The sequence below is a fragment of the Streptomyces sp. AA1529 genome, from assembly GCF_000280905.1.
In the GTDB taxonomy this organism is placed as follows: Bacteria; Actinomycetota; Actinomycetes; order Streptomycetales; family Streptomycetaceae; genus Streptomyces.
Genome location: NZ_ALAP01000009.1, coordinates 34,514 through 51,420, shown reverse-complemented (window position 1 = coordinate 51,420; position 16,907 = coordinate 34,514). Strand labels below are relative to the sequence as shown.

Here is a 16,907-nt window from a genome sequence, read left to right as displayed (position 1 = left end):
GCCCGAGGCGCTCAACCGACCGCGGGGCGGGCCCCGCCCCGCGGGGGCCGGCCGGCGCCGCCCGGGCCGCGCAGCCAGCGCACCAGTGAGGCGCGGCCCGCGGGCGTGACCGGGCGCGGGGTCCGCTCGGGGTCGGCGGCGATCTCGGCGCACAGCGCGGCGACATCGCCCCGCCACGCCAGTTCCAGGGTGCGGCGGCGGCGCGGGTCGAGCCGCTCCAGCACCCCGTCGCCGTACCCGCCGATCAGCCGGGCGGCCCCGGTGCACACGGCCTGCCGCACCTCGTGGTCGAGGGCGGGGAAGTCCGCGCCGAAGAGCTGGAAGACCTCGACGTGGAAGTGCCGCTTGTGGAAGGCGTCCCGCAGCGGACCGGGCGGCAGGAAGCGGCAGGCGGCCTCGAAGAGCCGCTCGGCGCAGTGCAGCCGGACCTCGGGCCCGGCCCGATAGGTGATGTTGCTGGAGTCGGCGCGGCGGACGGCGAAGTAGTGCGGCTGGTCGGCCAGTACCGAGATCCGGGCCGCGCGCACGCACGCCTCCAGCACGAACGGCTGGTCGCTGAAGGCGGGCATCGACTCGTCGTAGCGGATGCCGTGCTCCTCGACCAGGGAGCGGCGGAAGAGCTTGGTGTTGGACAGCGCCCACGGCAGCCCGTCCCCGACCAGCCGGATCATCGGTGCGGAGCGGCCGAACACGCCGGTGGGGACGGTGCGTTCGCCGACCGGGACCATCTTGCACAGCAGCACGTCCGACCGGCAGTCGTCGGCCATGGCCACCATGCGCTCCAGCGCCTGGGGGGCGAGGTGGTCGTCGGCGCCGAGGAAGAAGACGTAGCGCCCGCGCGCCCGCTCCAGGCCCTGGTTGCAGGGCGCGGCCGGGCCGCCGGAGTTGGCCCGGCGCACGGTGCTGAACAGGCCGGGGTGGTGCGTGGCGAAGCGGGCGATCTCCTCGGTGCTGCCGTCGGTGGAGCCGTCGTCGACGACGATCACCTCCATCCGCCGCGCTCCGATCGTCTGCTCGACGAGTGAGGAGAGACAGCGGGTGAGGTAGGGCATGGTGTCGAAGGCGGCGACGACGACGCTGACATCGGGGCAGGCGGTGTCGGCATCGGGGCCGGCGGCCCCGTCCCGTCCGGCGGCCCCGGACGCCGCCGGGGTGCCGGCGCTCATACCGCCACCGCCTCCCGGTCGCCGCCGTCCCCGACGACCACCCGCCGCACCCCCGCCCACAGCGCCGGGTCGGTGACGCGGCGGCCGTCGACCAGGACCCGCACGCCGGGCAGCCGGTCGGCGGACAGCTCCCGGTAGGCGGCGTGGTCGGTCTGGACCACGGCCGCGGTCACCGGCTGGCCGGTGTGCGGGCGCAGCCCCATGTCGGCCAGTTCGTGCGGCGCGTACAGCGGGTCGGACACGTACGGACGCGCACCCCGCTCGCGGAGCGCGGCCACCGTGGGGAAGACGCCGGAGAACGCGGTCTCCTTCACCCCGCCCCGGTAGGCCGCGCCGAGCACCAGCACCTCGGCGCCGCGCAGTTCGCCGTAGGCGTCGGCCAGCAGGTCGACGGCGTGCGCCGGCATGGCCTCGTTCGTCTCGCGCGCGGCGCGGACGAGGGCCGCCTCCGGATCGTTCCACAGGTACATCCGCGGATAGACCGGGATGCAGTGGCCGCCCACCGCGATGCCGGGGCGGTGGATGTGGCTGTAGGGCTGGGTGTTGCAGGCGTCGATGACGGCGCCGATGTCCACCCCGGACCGGTCGGCGAACCGTGCGAACTGGTTGGCCAGCGCGATGTTGACGTCCCGGTAGGTGGTCTCGGCGAGCTTGGCCAGCTCGGCGGCCTCGGCCGAGCCCAGATCCCACACCCCGTTGGGCCGGGGCAGCTCCTCGCGGACGTCGAAGTCGAGCACCGACTCGTAGAACCGCACCCCGTCCTTGGCCGAGTGCGGTCCGATCCCGCCGACCAGCTTGGGGTAGCGGCGCAGATCGGCGAAGACCCGGCCGGTGAAGACCCGCTCGGGGGAGAAGACCAGGGAGAAGTCCCGCTCGGGCAGCAGCCCCGAGTCCTGCGCCAGCAGCGGTGCGAACCGGTCCCGGGTGGTGCCCACCGGCAGCGTCGTCTCGTAGCTGACCAGCGTGCCGGGGCGCAGCCCGGCGGCGACGGCGCGGGTCGCGGCGTCCATCGCCCGGAAGTCGGGGGTACCGCGCTCGTCGACGAACAGCGGGACGACGAGCACGACGGCCTCCGCGTCGGAGACCGCCGCCGCGGTGTCGGTCGTCGCGGACAGCCGGCCCGCTTCCACCGCCTCGGCCAGCCGTTCCGCCAGCCCCTCCTCACCGGGGAAGGGCACCGCCGCGTCGTTGACGCTCGCGACCACGCGCGCGTCGGTGTCCGCGCCCGTCACCTGGTGTCCCTTGGCCGCGAACTGGACGGCCAGCGGCAGCCCGATCTTCCCGAGCGCCACCACGCAGATCCGCATTCCCGTCTCCTTCCGGCTGCTCCTGATGGTCGGGTCGCTCCGGCGCCACCTGGTGCAGCAGCCGTGCGTAGATCCGGTCGAGCGTGCGGGCCTGGGCCTCCCAGGTCCACTGCTCCAGCAGGCCCGGGCGCTCGTAGGCCGCCCGGTAGCGCTGCGGAGCGGCGAGCACCGCACGCACGGCGCGCACGTAGTCGGCGGTGTCCTCCGCGCGGAAGACCTCGCCCTGGCCGGTCTCCCGGGTGGTGCCGGCCATCGTCCTGACGTCGCTGACCACCAGCGGCAGCCGGGCGTGCGCGTACTCGAAGAACTTGGTGATCAGCGCGATCTCGTGGTTGGTCCAGTGGTGCAGCGGGATCGCGCCCGCGTCCGCCTCCGCGAGGAAGGGGACGACCTGCCGGTAGGGCACGTACGGCAGGACGTGCAGCCGCTCGGCCGCCCCCAGCTCCGCGGCCCGCGCGCGCAGTTCGCGCAGATACCCGGCGGAGGGCCGGGGCACGACCAGCGCCGTGTGCACCTCGGGCAGTTCGGCCAGTGCCTCCACCATCGTGCGCAGCCCGCGCTGCGGGGCCGCGGCGCCGCTGTAGACGACCAGCGGGGTCCCGGTGCCGATGCCGCACAGCGCGCGCAGGCTCGGCACGCCGTCCCCGCCGTCCCCGCCGTTTCCGCCGTTTCCGCCGTCGGCCGCACCGCTCCCGTCGGCAGCCGGCCCGGGCCGGGTGCGCGCGGAAGCGGGACTCCCGGGCGCGGGGCTCCCCGGCGCGGGGTCACCGGTGCCGGCCGGTCCGGTCGCGGCGTGCGCCTCCGGCGCGTTGAGGACGACGGCCGGCTCCTCGGCGAGCCCGTGCGCCTCGCGCAGCAGCGCGGCCAGGGTGCCGGAGACGGTGACGGCGGCGTCCGCGCAGGGCGCGTACTCGCGCTCGTGCGCCAGATGGGCCGGCAGCCACCGCACGTCGTGCTGCCAGGGCCGGACGCCGGGCAGATACTCGTGCGCGTCCCACACCAGCTTCACCGGCCGCCCGGCCGCCGCCGCCCGGACCTTGGCGCGGGCGCCCACCCCCAGCATCCGGAAGTCGTGGGCGTGGATCAGGTCGGGCCGCAGCTCGTCCACGACCCGCCCGTAGGCGAGTTCGAAGTCGTAGAGGGCGGGCCACAGCCGCCGCCAGCAGCGCTCCTTGCGGGCACGCCGCCACACGGCCACGGCCGCCCGGTCCAGCGGGGTGCCGGTGCCGCGCAGCGCCGTCCCCCGGTCGAGCTGGCGGGTGCGGAAGCCCACCCAGCGCTGGGCGAGCCGGGCGGCGGCCCGCGGACCGGCCAGCCGCGCCGCGGCGTACACCGCCGACCGCCGGTCGGCGGCCAGCGCGGCGCGGCGGGTGCGCAGTTCGTCACGCCACGCCTTGACGCGCTGCGCGCGGTAGGGCGCGGTGGCCGGCCGGTAGGCCAGCGGCCGGGTCAGCAGCGGACGGCGCGCGGTACGCGGCGGCCGGTCGAGCGGCGTGGGCACGGGCAGCAGCCGCACCTGCGCCCCGCCCAGCCGCCAGGAGGCGGGCCGCCCGTCGGGGGAGCGGCCCAGCAGCACCACCTCCCAGCCGGCCGCGGCGGCCGACCGGGCGGTCTTCTGCACCCGGGAGTCGCCCTCCACCCCGTTGCACACCAGCATCACGATCCGGCCCCGCCGCCCGGCGGGGGCGGACCGCCGCTCCGCGCCCGGTGTGCCGCCCGTCCCGGCGCCGCTGTCGAACTCCACGGGTGTCCCCTTCTGTTGTCGGCCGTCCGTTGTCGGCCGCCGCGCGCCGCCGCGGAAGGCGGCGCGGATGCTCAGCGCAGGAAGCCGTCCAGGACGTCCGCCGTGTAGGTGCCGTCGTGGTAGGTGCGGACGTACTCGGCGGACTCCTGTGCGGTACGCCGGGCGGAGTCGCGGTCCTCCAGCAGCGACTCGACCGCGCCGCGCAGCGTGGCGGGGGTGGCGTTGACGATCGGGGGCCGGATGCCGACCGACCGGTGCAGCCGCTCGTCCAGGAAGGCGATGACGGGCCGGCCCGCGGCCATCCCCTCGCAGGCGAAGGTGCCGTAGGTGCCGACGGCGAACTGGTCGACGACCACGTCCGCGCCCTTGACCAGTTCCCGCACCTCGCTCCAGGGCGCGCCGGTCAGCATCCGGAACTCGATCAGACCGCGCCGGTCCATCTCCTCCAGCACCGGCACCACCTTCTCGGTGCCCTTCGTCCACCGCTTGGAGGGCGCGTGCACCACCACGGGCCGGGAGCGCTCCATGGCGGGCCGCTCGCTCGCCCAGCTCGCGGTGTCGACCACCAGCGGCGCCCAGCGGGCCCCGGGCAGCTCCTCCAGCAGGTCGGGTGTGGTCACGAACTGGGGCAGTCCGCTCTGCGCCGCAGCCCGCCGGTTGCGGGCGCTCTTCCGCGTCAGTGCCGTGAGGACGGCCTCGTCGGCGGCGTGGAAGAGGGAGTGCTCGTAGCGGCTCATGTGCCGCTGGGGGTCGCGCACATCGCTGCCGTGCGCCAGCAGCGCCACCTTGATCCCGGCGGCGGACAGCGAGGGCAGGTCGTCCTGGATGTGGCCGCCGTTGAGCCGGCCCAGCGCCGGGGTGAAGGAGTCGGCCAGATAGTGCGTGTAGGAGCCCAGCACCCGGTGTGCCCGCTCCAGTTGGAACCCCAGGTCGCCGGTGCGCTCGCCGATCGCGTAGATGTCGGCCGGGTAGATGACGCTCTGGTCGTGGGTGTGCATCACGACCTCGGCCGACAGGTCCTGGCGGCGCTCGCACAGCGCCCGCGCGAATCCGGCGAGCTGTCCGGCCGAGTTGGCGCAGCCCAAGCCGAGCCGCACCGGGGTGCTGCCCAGCGACCGCCACGCGGAGGGAGCGGCACCGGACTCCGCCGGCGCCGGGGAGGCGGCACGGCCCGGGCCGCCCGGCCCGGGCTGCTCGGCAGCGGACCACGGCACGCCGCGGGGCGCCAGGCGGGCCGTGGCGGCCGGGCCCGCGAGCTGCTCGTAGAGGTCCAGCAGCCCCGCCGACTGCTGCTCCCAGGACAGTTCCCGCAGCAGCGGTTCGGTGATCCGCGCGGCCAGCGTGCTCCGCTTGGCGAGGCCGCGCTGCACGGCCGCCACGAAGGAGCGGACGTCCTCGGTGACGAACACCTCGCCGACACCGGTGCGTTCGACGAAGTTGCGCAGCGTGCGCACCCCGCTGGTGACCATCGGCAGTCCGGCGTGCAGGTACTCGGCGGCCTTGGTGGGCAGCGAGATCTCGCAGTTGGGCACGTGCCGGAAGCAGACCAGGCCGAGGTCGGCGGAGGAGAGGTAGTCGGGCACCTGTTCCTGCGGCACGTAGGGCACCACGTGCACCCGCTGCCGGACGCCCAGTTCCTCGGCCCGGGCCAGCAGCCCCTGGAGCGTCGCGTTCTCCTTGCCCGCGACCAGCGCGAGGTGGGCGTGCGGCAGCTCCGCCAGTCCTTCCACCGCCGTGTCCAGCCCCCGCTCGGGGCCGATCCATCCGGCGTAGACGAGCAGCGGCACGTCGGGGCTCAGCCCGCACACGTCCCGGACGCGGACGCACTCGCCCGCCGTGGCGCTGACCGTCTCGCGGACCGGCGCGTTGGCGACGACCAGCGGCTCGGCGGGCAGCGCATACGCCTCGCGCAGGATGCCGGCCAGTTCCTCGGAGACGGTGACGACCGCGTCGGCGCGGCCGATGAACTCCTCCTCCACCCCGGGGAAGGCGGCGGCGCGCACCGCGTCGGGCCACTCGACGCCGCGGACGTACTCGTGTGCGTCGTACAGCCAGCGGGTGGGCACGCCGCGGGCCCGCAGCCGGGCGGTGCTGCGCGCACCCACGGCGATCATCAGATGGTCGTTGGCGTGGATGACGTCCGGTTCCAGCTCCTCGACGACCGGGCCGAACGCCAGGTCGATGTCGAGCAGTTCGGGCCAGTCGGTGCGCCAGTCGCCGGTGGGCCGCGTCGCACCCGCGACCTTCCGGCGCTCCCACCGGTAGGCGCGGCCGCGGCCCCGGTGCGCGTACCGGCGGGCCCGTACCCATCCGCGGAGCGCCTCCCGGGCGAGCTGCCGGGCCAGTGCGGCGGCCCGCGGCTCCCGGGGGGCCGGCCGCTCGGGTGCGGGGCCGCCGAGCCAGCCGACCCGTGCCGTCTGCTCGCGCACCCAGGCCGCGTGCGCGGCCCGGGCCCGTACCCAGGCGGCGTCGTCGGGCAGTCCGAACTGGGTGAGCCGGCTGCGCACTCCGGGGCGGCGGCGCTCGGCGGCGACCACGGCCCGCAGCTGCGCCGAGACCGGCACCTTGATGACGCGGACCGGGCCGAGCACCGATTCCTCGCGCCGCCGGGAGGGGCTGCGCCCGACCAGCGTCACGTCCCAGCCCGCCCGGGCCGCGGCGATGGCGGTCTTCTGCACCCGGGAGTCCCCGGTGATGGTGTTGCCGACGACGACGGCCAGCCGCGGACGTCCCCGGGGACGCTCCGCGCTCTGCCGGTCCGCGCTCCCGGCCATCCGCCCGGCGGCCGCGCCGGGCGCCTCGGGGGCGTTGCTGCCGGGCGCCGTCCGGCGCCGGATGCTGCGGTGCGTGTGCCTCATGCCGTGTGCTCCGCGATGGTGGGGGCCGCCGGGTCCTGGGAGACCGTCGGGGCGTGGGAAGCCGTCGGGGCGTGGGAGGCGGCGGTCTGGTGGGGCGCCGGTCCGTCCGGGTCCGGCGCCGGGGCGGACACACCGACCGGCGAGGCCACCACGAGGGGTTGCGGTCCGGCCGTGTCCCCCGCCGCCGGAGGCGCCCCGCCGCGTACCCGGCCCGCCTCGCGTGCCGACTCCAGCACGGCCGCCGACACCTCCACCGTCCGCAGCCCCTCGCGGGCGGTGACGATGCCGCTGCCCTCCCCGGTGCCCCGGCGCACCGCGTCGCGGAACCGCTCGTGCTCGACGAGCAGCGGCTCACGCTTGGGGAACGCGTACCGCACCGCGTCGCCCTCGGCGACCCCGCGGAAGGCGCGCAGGGCCTCCCACTCGGTGGCCACCGCGCCGTTGGCGTGGAAGGTCAGATCGGCGGTGAGGGTGTCCGCGACGAAGCAGCCCCGCTCGCCCGTGACGGCGGTGAAGCGCTCCTTGAGCGGGCTGAGCCAGTTCACCAGGTGGCTGACCATGGTGCCGCCGGTCAGCGAGCCGACGACGGCGACCATGTCCTCGTGCTCGCGGCCGCTCTTGGAGACGGTGCGGGCCGAGAGCGAGGCGTAGCCCTGCCCGGTGATCCAGCCCGTCAGGTCGATGTCGTGGGTGGCCAGGTCCTTGACCACCCCCACGTCGGCGATGCGGTGCGGGAAGGGCCCCTGCCGCCGGGTGACGACCTGGAAGAGGTCCCCCAGCTCCCCCGCCTCCAGCCGGCTGCGCAGCTGCTGGAGCGCGGGGTTGAACCGCTCCACATGCCCCACCCCGGCGACCAGGCCGCGCTCCTCGAAGGCGTGCACCAGCCGCCGTGCGGCCTGTGGCGTGTGTGCCAGCGGCTTCTCCAGCAGCGCGCACACGTCGTGCGCGGCGAGTTGCAGGCCGACCTCCTCGTGCAGCGCGGTCGGACAGGCGACGACCGCGTAGTCGACGCCCAGCGCCAGCAGGTCGGCCACCTCGCGCAGCACCGGCACGCCGGGCGGCAGGGGCCCGCCGGTGTGCGGGGCTCCGGCCGGGTCGACGACGCCGACGAACTCCACACCGTCCAGCGCGGCGAGGATCCGCGCGTGGTTGCGGCCCATCACCCCCAGCCCGACGAGTCCGGCGCGCAGCCGCCGCCCGGCGCCGTGCCCCGCGTGCTGCTCCTCGGGCGCGGCCGCCGCGGCGGCCCCGGGGCCGGACCCCGTACGGGCCGCGCGGGCGGTCCTGGGCTCGTTGGCCGCGGGCGCCACGGGTGCGGCCGCCGCGGTCGGCGCCGCCGCGGCCGCCCTCGCCGCCGTCACTTCGTCACCCCGGCACGGCGCGCCGCGCCGTCCGCCGCGGCCACGATCCGGTCCAGGTCCTCGGAGGTGAGCGCGGGATGCACGGGCAGCGAGAGCACCTCGGCGGCGGCCTGGTCGGTGACCGGGAGGTCGGCGCCCAGGTGCGCGTAGGGCTTCAGCCGGTGGATGGGCGTCGGGTAGTAGACGGCGCACCCCACGCCCGCGGCCTGCACCTCGCGCCGGACCGCGTCCCGTACCGCGGAGCCGCCCGGCACCCGGACCGTGTACTGGTGGAAGACGTGCCGGGCGCCGTCGGCGACCTGCGGGGTGACCAGCCCGCCGGCCAGGCCCGCGTCGAGCGCCTTGGCGTTGGTGCGGCGCTGCTCGGTCCACTCCGGCAGCCGTTCGAGCTGCACGCGGCCGATGGCCGCGGCCACGTCGGTCATCCGCATGTTGGCACCGACGATCTCGTTCTCGTACCGCTGCTCCATGCCCTGGTTGCGCAGCAGCCGCAGGGTGCGGGCCCGCTCCGCGTCCGGGACGACGACCATGCCGCCCTCCAGGGCGTGCATGTTCTTGGTCGGGTAGAAGCTGAAGCAGGCCGCGTCACCGAAGGTGCCCACCGGCCGCCCGTGCAGCGCGGCGGCGTGCGCCTGGCAGGCGTCCTCGACGACGGCCAGCCCGTGCCGCTGCGCGAGTTGGGTGAGGCGCCCCATGGGCGCCGGATGGCCGTACAGGTGCACCGGCAGCAGCGCGGCGGTGCGCGGACCGACGGCGTCGGCGGCGGCGTCCGGGTCCAGGCAGAAGGTCTCCGGGTCGATCTCGGCGAAGACCGGTTCGGCGCCGGCGAGCCGCACCGCGTTCGCGGTGGCGGCGAACGAGAACGAGGGGACGACGACCTCGTCGCCCTGCCCGATGCCGAGCGCGAGCAGCGCGAGGTGGAGCGCAGAGGTGCCCGAGTTCACGGCGACGCACGGGCGGCCCTCGACCAGTGCGCCGAACTCTTCTTCGAACGCGGCCACTTCGGGTCCCTGGACGACGCGGCCGTCGCGCAGGACCCGCACCGCGGCGGCGACCTCGTCGTCCCCGAGTACGGGTTTGGCGGCCGGAATCGTGGGCTTGGCAGCCGGAATCATGTCTTTTCGCAGCCCTTGCATGCGGATGTGCCCTCCGGTTCCCCCGGCAGATTCGCCCTATGTGGACCCGCATCCGGCCGCCCTCTTGCATGATTTGCTTATAAATCACCCGGATCGCCTACACCCGCACCCCGGACGAGGGCGCGGCTGCGCCTTCCCCTGCGCTCCGTCACGAGCGGTCCCGGCCCCCCGCCCCGTGCTCCACGGGCCGCACCTCCCGCAGCCCGGGGCCGCCGCCGGTCGCCCCGGCGGCGCCTTCCGCGGGCCGCTCCCGGTACCGCTCGCCCGTCCTGGGGCACTCCCACTCCCCCGGCCGCTCCGGCACCGGACGCAGCCGCACCCCGGAGCGGCCCACCCAGCCGACACGGCGTGCCGGAACCCCCGCGACGAGGCCGAAGTCGGGCACGTCCGCCGTCACCACGGCGCCCGCCGCCACCATCGCCCAGCGGCCGATCCGGACCGGCGCCACGCACACGGCACGCGCGCCGAGCGAGGCGCCGTCGTCGACCGTGACCCCCACCGCCTCCCAGTCCCCCGCCCGCTTGAGCGCACCGTCCGGCTCCACCGCGCGCGGGGCGCGGTCGTTGGTGAGGACCACGGCCGGTCCGACGAAGACCCCGTCGCCCAGGACGGCGGGCTCGTAGACCAGGGCGTGGTTCTGCAGCTTGCAGCGGTCGCCGATCCGGACCCCGGCGCCGACGTAGGCACCCCGCCCGATCACGCACTCCGCGCCGAGTTCCGCGTCCTCGCGCACCTGCGCGAGCTCCCACACGGTGCTGCCGTCCCCGACGGCGGCGCGCTCGGAGACCTGCGCGCCCGGCATCGCACGGAAGTCCCCCACGCGCGTGTGGTGCGGCGGGCGGAAGGACGAGGCCGGCCCGGAGCCGGCGGCCGGGTTCGGGGGCACCGGAGCGGGAGAGACCGGTTCGGGGGTGGGATCGACGGGGGGCATCGCGGCTCGCTCTCTGTGCGGGGCGGTACGGGGACGGAACAACGCAGCGGACACAGCGGACGCGTCGGGACCGGCGGTGTCCCGGGCCGCTTCGGCCGGACCGGACCACTCCAGCCCGGTCCGGCCCGCCGAACCGGCCCGAGGCCGAATATGGCCGCAGCACGCGGCGTGTCCGGCGACCGGCGCGCGCGGCGCCCCCGGAGTCCGCCCGCTTCCCCGCGGCACGCCTCCGCCGACCGGGTGAGCGGCACCCCGGCGGCGCGCCGCAGGCACGGGCCCCGGCTGGCCCGGGGAGAGGCTGGCGGTATGTCGCGCTCGGATGAGATCCCGGTACCCCAACCGGCGCAGGGACCACGGGCCTTCGGTCTGCCCGGCACACTGGTCCAGCGCTGGAACGCGCTCGCCGTCCTCGCCTGCGGCGCGACCGTCCTCGTCCTGGGGTACCGGCACCGCTGGACCAACGACGACGCGCTGATCTACACCCGCACCGTGCGGCAGATCCTGGCGGGCAACGGCCCGGTCTACAACGTCGGCGAGCGCGCCGAGACCTCGACCGGGACCCTCTGGCAGTGGCTGCTCGCCGCCGGGAGCACCGTGCCCGGGGTGGACGACCCGCTGCGGCTCGCGGTCGCCCTGGGGCTGCTGTGCACCGTTGCGGGCTTCCTGCTGGCGCTGGACGGCACCCGCCGGATGATCCGCCTGCGCCGGCCCGCGGGTGCGCTGCTGCCCGTCGGGGTACTGGTGCTGCTCCCGCTCTGCGCGACCTGGGACTACGCGACCTCCGGGCTGGAGAGCGGGCTGACCTTCGGCTATCTGGGCGGCTGCTGGTGGCTGCTGGTCCGGGCGCGCTCGGATCCGGAACCGGACCGGGAACCGGACCCTGGACCGATCCCGGAGCGGAACCGGAAGGCGTCGGCGCTCCGCGGGCTGCGGCGCGCGCTGACGGCACCCGGGCGGGCGCTGCCCGCCACCGCGTTCGTGTTCGGCCTGGGCCCCCTGGTGCGGCCGGACCTCGTGCTGGTCGGCGCCGTGTTCCTGGCCGCGCTGTGGGTGGTGCGGCGGCCCCGGCCGCGCACCGCGCTCGCCTGGGCGGGCGCGGCGGTCGCGCTGCCGGGCGGCTACGAACTCTTCCGCGCCGGGTACTACGGCGTACTCGTGCCGCTGCCGGCCATCGCCAAGGAGGCCTCCGGCAGCCAGTGGGGCTACGGCTGGTACTACCTGCGCAACACCCTGGACCCGTACCTGCTGTGGGTACCGCTCGGCCTCCTCGCCGCGTACGGAGTGCTCCACCTGGTCCGTACCCGACACGGGAGCGGAGACGGAGGCGGCAGCGGAATCAGCGGCGGCAGCGGCAGCGCGGACGGGAGCGGCAGCGGCGGCTGTGCGCCGGGCGTGCCGCGCGGGGCCGACGCCGCGCTGACGGTGGCCCCCGTCCTGGCGGGGCTGCTCTCGGCACTCTTCGTGGTGAAGGTCGGCGGCGACTTCATGCACGGCCGGATGGTGCTGCCCGCCCTCTTCCTGCTGCTGCTGCCCGTCCTCCTGCTGCCGTTCGGCCGTGCGGCGACCGTGCTGACGGCGGCGGTGGCGGGCTGGGGCATGGTCTGCCTCGTCGCGCTCCGCCCGCCGCTGGGCAGCCTCGAGGACGAGCGGATCGTCTTCGACTCGCACAGCATCTACCAGCAGGCGCTGGGCGCGCACCATCCGGTGAGCCAGTACGACCACACGGCGGCGCCGCGGGACTTCACCCTGGTGGCGCGGCACGCCCTGCGCGAGGGCGGGCACACGCTGGTGCTGCGGCTGCCCCGCGACGCGGGATTCCCGCTGGTACCGCTGGCCCCGCGGGTGCGGGCGCCGGTCGCGGGCGCGGAGGCGCGGCTGGGGCTGGCCGGGGCCGTCCTCCCGTTGGACGGCCGGGTCGTGGACATCCTCGGCCTGGGCAACCCGCTGGGCGCCCACACCGAACCCGTCTCGCACCGCAAGGCGGGGCACGAGAAGCCGCTGAACCGCGCCTGGATCCTCGCCGACCTGACCGCGCCGGGCGCACCGGTGCCCCGGGGCGTCGACCCGCGCCGGGTGCGGGCCGCCCGGCACGCGCTGACCTGCGGCCCGCTCCCCGACCTCCTCGACTCGACCCGGGCGCCGCTGACGCCGGGCCGGTTCTGGAGCAACCTGCGGGGCTCCTGGTCCCGCACCACCCTGCGCATCCCGCCGGACCCGCTGGTGGCCGAACGCCGGCTGTGCTGAGCGCGCCGCCCCACCGGGCCGGTCAGCGCCGGGCCGGTCAGCGCCGGGCCGGTCGCGGCGGGCGGGTCAGCGGCGGGCGCGGCGCACGGCGCGGGTCATCAGCGGGGGCAGCAGGTCGACGGCGAGCCGCCGGACGGCGGCGGCGCGGAGCGCGGTCCCCCGGGCGGCACCGGACCCGGCGTGCCGCGAGACGGGCAGCACCGGCGGGGCGGCCTTGCGCGCCCCCACCAGCAGCAGCCGCCGGCCCGCCACCTCCTGCCACTGCAGCCAGCACTTGCCGCGGGCCCGCAGCTCGGCGTGCAGGGCGTCCTGCCAGGGTTCCGGGTCTCCCCAGGTGCCGTAGAACTTGTGGCCGGAGACGCAGACCGGCCGCAACCCGTCCTCCAGCACGGCCTGCCAGGTGGCGCAGGCGACACCGGGTGTGTGGTCGGAGCGGTAGTCGTCCAGGACGACGAGCCCGGCCGGGCCGAGGGCGCCCCGCGCGGCGGCGATGTCCCCGCGCACGTGCGCGTACAGGTGGGAGGCGTCCACGTGGACGAAGCGGCAGCTGCCGTCCGTGACCTCGTCGGGCACCGCTGTCGTCGGCGCCTGGAGGATCCGCGGCAGCTCGTCGTGGAAGGAGAGGTAGTTGGCCTCGAAGGCGCGCCGGGTCAGCGTGGGGTAGGAGCGCCGCAGCTCGCGTCCGTTGGCGTCGTCGGGCGCGGCCTCGGAGTCGAAGAGGTCGCAGACGGTGAACCGTTCGTCCGGGCCGTTGAGGTAGCCGCCGGTCAGGACGGCGCTCTTGCCGAGATAGGCACCCATCTCCAGCAGGTCGCCGCGGTGCCGGAGTTCGCGCTGCCGGGTCAGGAACCAGTCGAAGAGGATCAGGTCGGTGCGGTAGAACCAGCCGGGCACCTCCTCGAAGGTCCGGGGCCTGGGCGGTTCCCGGCCGTCGGCGGCATCGGCTGGGGAGGCTTCGGCGTCGGGCAGAGCCCGGCCGGACGCGGCGGTGGTCGTCATGGGAAGGCGCTCTCCTCGGTACGGGTGCGTACGGGCGTCCCTGGCACCTGTACCGCCCGCCGGGACGCACCGGAGCCCGCCGCGCCGCGCGTCGGCAGAGCTTCGGCGAGCCGCAGTGCCGCGGCCATCCGGGGTTCAGCCGCCGTTCGCGATCCGGCCCGGCACCGGGGTCCCGGCCGAGCGGGGCGCCACGGCCCGGCCGTCCGCCGGCCACCGGCCGCTGCCGCCCTGCGGGGCGCGCACCCGGGGGAGCCGCCCGTCGGGCGCGGCGGCGTCGCCCGCCTCCGGCGCGGCCCGCCCGTGCAGCCATCCGGGGAACGACGGCTCCACCAGCGGCCAGAGGACCTGCCGCACCTGCGGCAGCCCGAGCAGCATCGTGAGCCCCACGGCCAGCACCGTCGTCCCCACCACCGCCAGCAGGCCGCCGGTGACCACCACCTGGTAGCCGCCGGTCTGCCGGACGGCCTCGACGACGAGCCCGTGCAGCAGGAAGGGGTAGAGCGCGCAGGCGCCCAGCACGGTGTAGCCGGTGCGGCGTGCGGGGACCAGTGCGAGGAACGCGGCCACCAGCACCCCGCCGAGCACGAACAGCGCGAGCCGCACGCCCACGTACGGCAGCGGGCGCAGGCCCAGTTCGTGGGCGCCCGCCTCCATCAGCAGCCAGTCGCGGCTCACCCGGGGCGCCGCCCACCAGGCGCCCGCCGCGGCGGCGGCCAGCACCGGCAGTGCCCATCTGCGCGCGGCGCGGTTGCGCAGCGGGCGCAGCCGGTCGGCGCGCAGCCGCAGCCCCAGGACGAACCACGGCCAGTACATCAGCAACCGGGACAGGGCCAGTTCGTCTCCCAGGTCGGTGAACCCGGCGGCGACCGACAGCAGCGCGGCGAAGGCCACCGGCCAGCGGACGGCCCGCCACAGGGGCGCCGTCAGCCGCCAGACGAACAGCGCCAGCAGGAACCAGCACACGAAGGAGGGCCGGGTCGGGGTGACGGCGAAGGGCTGCTCCCAGAAGAGGGTGCGCATCCCCCCGAAGGCGGCCTCGAAGACGAGGTAGGGGACCAGCAGATGGGTCAGCAGCCTGCGCATCTGGTCGGGCCGCCCGGTGAAGTTGCGCGAGAGGTGGCCGCACAGCAGCGCCAGGGCGGGCAGGTGGAAGGAGTACACCAGCAGCGAGGCGGCCTCGACACCGCGCATGGCGTCGGCGACGGGTGCCCAGTTGTGCTCCAGGACGACGAGCAGGACCAGCAGGAACCGCGCGTTGTCGAGAAACGGGTCGCGTCCGCTCTGCCGCGCCGCGGCGGAGGCGCCGCGGGCCGGCCGGTGGGATCCCCGGGCCCACCTCCGGTGCGGTTCCCCGGCCGCTTTCTCCGGGCCGCCGGTGTCGCCTTCGCGCGCCCCTCGGGCCTCGTCCGGCGCGCCGCGCTCCCCCGGCCGCCGGGTGCCCGAGGAGGGCGGCGCCGGGGCGGGCGCGGGCAGCCCGGCGGCGGGTCCGGGCGGCCCGGGGAGCGTGCCGCTGGAGCCGTCCGGCCCGGCGCAGGAGCCCAGGGCCGAGACGGTGGGCGCGGAGCGCGCTGCGGCTTCGCCGTCCGGCGGCGCGGTCCGCTGCGGTTCCGCGCCGCCGGGTGCCGTGCGCGACGGTGTCACGAAGCTGTCGGTGAAAGGGTCCCAGGCCATCACGCCGTCCTTGGCTCACTCGTTCCGGGCGAGCGTCCCCGGCGCCGCGGCCGGGTGAGGCCCGGCACCGGTGGCTCGATGAGGGGCCGCGCGAGCCGCCGTACGGGCGCGGTCGACAGCAGTACGGCGACGGCGGCTCCGCAGACCGTCAGCAGGCCGGCACCGAGCGGGCCGAGCGGACGCAGCGGCGCCTCCCAGCCGTAGCCGTGCGCGGCGGTGGTCAGCAGTCCGTGCAGCAGGTAGGGGTACAGCGTCACGGCCCCGAACGCGGTGATCCAGCGGGTGCGCCGCGGCACCACCGCGAGGAAGGCGCCGGTCATCAGGGCGGTGACCGCGAACAGCGCGAGCCGCACCAGAAGGTAGGGCAGTGTGCTCGCGCCCAGTTCGGCCTGGCCGTGGCTCATCCACAGCCAGTGCACATCGGTGCCCGGCGCGAGCGCGTACGCCGCGGCGCCGCCCGCGGCGAGCACCAGCGGGGCGCACCACCGCAGCGGGGCGCTGGTCCGCAGCCGGGCGAAGTGGGCGGGCCGCAGGGCCAGTCCGAGGACGAACCACGGCAGGAACATCAGCACCCTGGGCAGCGCCAGGTCGTCCCCGAGGGTGGAGGTGCCGGCCGCGAGGGAGACGAGCACGGCGACCGGCAGCGGCCGGGGGATCACCCGCCACAGGGGGACCGTGAGCCGCCAGACGAAGAGTGCGGCCAGGAACCAGCACACGAACGTGGGTTCGGTCAGGGTCAGCCGGAACGGCTTCCCCCAGGCGGCGGTCTCCACCGCGGTGTAGAGCACCTCGAAGACGAGGTACGGCACCAGCACCCCGGCCACCAGTCTGCGCAGCTGCGCGGGGCGTCCGGTGAAACCGCGGGAGAAGTAGCCGCTCAGCAGGATGAAGGCGGGCATGTGGAAGGAGGAGATCCACAGATAGCCGGCCTTGACGGTGCGGGAGCCCTCGACGAGCCCCATCGGCCAGCTGTGGCCGATCACGACGAGCACGATGAGCAGGAACTTCGCGTTGTCGAGGAACGGGTCCCGGGCGGGGCGCCCCGTGCCGTCGGCCGCGCTGCCGGTGTCGGCGGCGCTGCCGGTGTCGGCCGCGCTGCCGGCAGTGCCGTGGGCCGCACCGGCGGGTGCCCCGGGGTCGGCCCGCGCCCCGGGGCCGGCCGGTGCCTCGGAGGCGACCGCCGACACCGTTCCGGCTGCCGCCGGGGCGGCCTCCGCGGCCTCCGCGGCCCCCGCGGCTCCCTCGGCGTCCGCACCGTCCGCGGGCGCGCCGGAACCGGCGGGCGGACCGCCGTCGGTGCCGCCCGGCCCGGCTGGGTCGATGATCTTCGAGGCCATTGATCGGACAGTAGGCGCGGCGGCGGTCCATCCGGTCGCGGCATGCCGCCACGAGGGCCGAACGAGGGACATACGAGTGTTACGAGCGCATCCCATCCCCTTCCGCACCTCAAATAGTCGGTGGAAATCACCTGTTTTCGAGCATGTGGACAT

At 76.2% G+C, this 16,907-nt stretch carries 11 protein-coding genes; 1 reads left to right on the top strand and 10 read right to left on the bottom strand.

Annotated elements, in window-relative coordinates; all coding sequences use genetic code 11:
* Positions 1-11: 11 nt before the first annotated feature.
* From A949_RS32065 to A949_RS32055, 7 genes are all read right to left on the bottom strand, one after another.
* The gene (locus tag A949_RS32065) at positions 12-1,166 is read right to left on the bottom strand and encodes a glycosyltransferase family 2 protein (protein WP_019354250.1); all 1,155 of its coding nucleotides are present in this window, start codon (positions 1,164-1,166) and stop codon (positions 12-14) included.
* Positions 1,163-2,431, bottom strand: a complete 1,269-nt coding sequence (locus A949_RS0101555) for a nucleotide sugar dehydrogenase (RefSeq protein ID WP_237735710.1) — start codon at positions 2,429-2,431, stop codon at positions 1,163-1,165. Before A949_RS0101555 ends, A949_RS32065 begins: the two co-directional genes overlap by 4 nt.
* A complete protein-coding gene (locus A949_RS36015; protein ID WP_019354248.1) occupies positions 2,328-4,217 on the bottom strand; it encodes a glycosyltransferase family 4 protein in 1,890 nt (629 codons plus the stop codon). The genes A949_RS0101555 and A949_RS36015 overlap by 104 nt, the downstream gene beginning before the upstream one ends.
* 71 nt (positions 4,218-4,288) lie before the next feature.
* Entirely contained in the window at positions 4,289-7,075 is a 2,787-nt protein-coding gene (locus A949_RS0101545) for a glycosyltransferase (RefSeq protein ID WP_019354247.1), read from the bottom strand.
* Positions 7,072-8,265: a Gfo/Idh/MocA family protein gene (locus tag A949_RS0101540; protein WP_272944181.1), complete on the bottom strand. Its 1,194-nt coding sequence runs from the start codon at positions 8,263-8,265 to the stop codon at positions 7,072-7,074. Before A949_RS0101540 ends, A949_RS0101545 begins: the two co-directional genes overlap by 4 nt.
* Positions 8,266-8,432: 167 nt before the next feature.
* Positions 8,433-9,551, bottom strand: a complete 1,119-nt coding sequence (locus A949_RS0101535) for a DegT/DnrJ/EryC1/StrS family aminotransferase (protein WP_019354245.1) — start codon at positions 9,549-9,551, stop codon at positions 8,433-8,435.
* Positions 9,552-9,720: 169 nt separating this feature from the next.
* The gene (locus tag A949_RS32055) at positions 9,721-10,374 is read right to left on the bottom strand and encodes an acyltransferase (RefSeq protein WP_106428712.1); all 654 of its coding nucleotides are present in this window, start codon (positions 10,372-10,374) and stop codon (positions 9,721-9,723) included.
* 435 nt (positions 10,375-10,809) lie between these two features.
* Here A949_RS32055 and A949_RS0101525 point away from each other — a divergent pair, with 435 nt between their 5' ends.
* Positions 10,810-12,747 carry a hypothetical protein gene (locus A949_RS0101525; RefSeq protein WP_019354243.1) on the top strand — a complete coding sequence of 646 codons (1,938 nt, stop codon included), beginning with the start codon at positions 10,810-10,812 and terminating at the stop codon, positions 12,745-12,747.
* A 66-nt stretch (positions 12,748-12,813) separates the two neighbouring features.
* On the opposite strand, the gene A949_RS0101520 is transcribed toward A949_RS0101525, so the two are convergent.
* The 3 genes from A949_RS0101520 to A949_RS32045 all read right to left on the bottom strand — a co-directional run bounded on the left by A949_RS0101520 (position 12,814) and on the right by A949_RS32045 (position 16,754).
* A complete protein-coding gene (locus A949_RS0101520) occupies positions 12,814-13,746 on the bottom strand; it encodes a class I SAM-dependent methyltransferase (RefSeq protein ID WP_019354242.1) in 933 nt (310 codons plus the stop codon).
* A 135-nt stretch (positions 13,747-13,881) separates the two neighbouring features.
* Positions 13,882-15,417: an acyltransferase family protein gene (locus A949_RS35320; RefSeq protein ID WP_019354241.1), complete on the bottom strand. Its 1,536-nt coding sequence runs from the start codon at positions 15,415-15,417 to the stop codon at positions 13,882-13,884.
* Positions 15,417-16,754, bottom strand: coding sequence for an acyltransferase family protein (locus tag A949_RS32045; protein WP_019354240.1), 1,338 nt, complete (start codon positions 16,752-16,754; stop codon positions 15,417-15,419). The genes A949_RS35320 and A949_RS32045 overlap by 1 nt, the downstream gene beginning before the upstream one ends.
* Between the last annotated feature and the right edge of the window lie 153 nt (positions 16,755-16,907).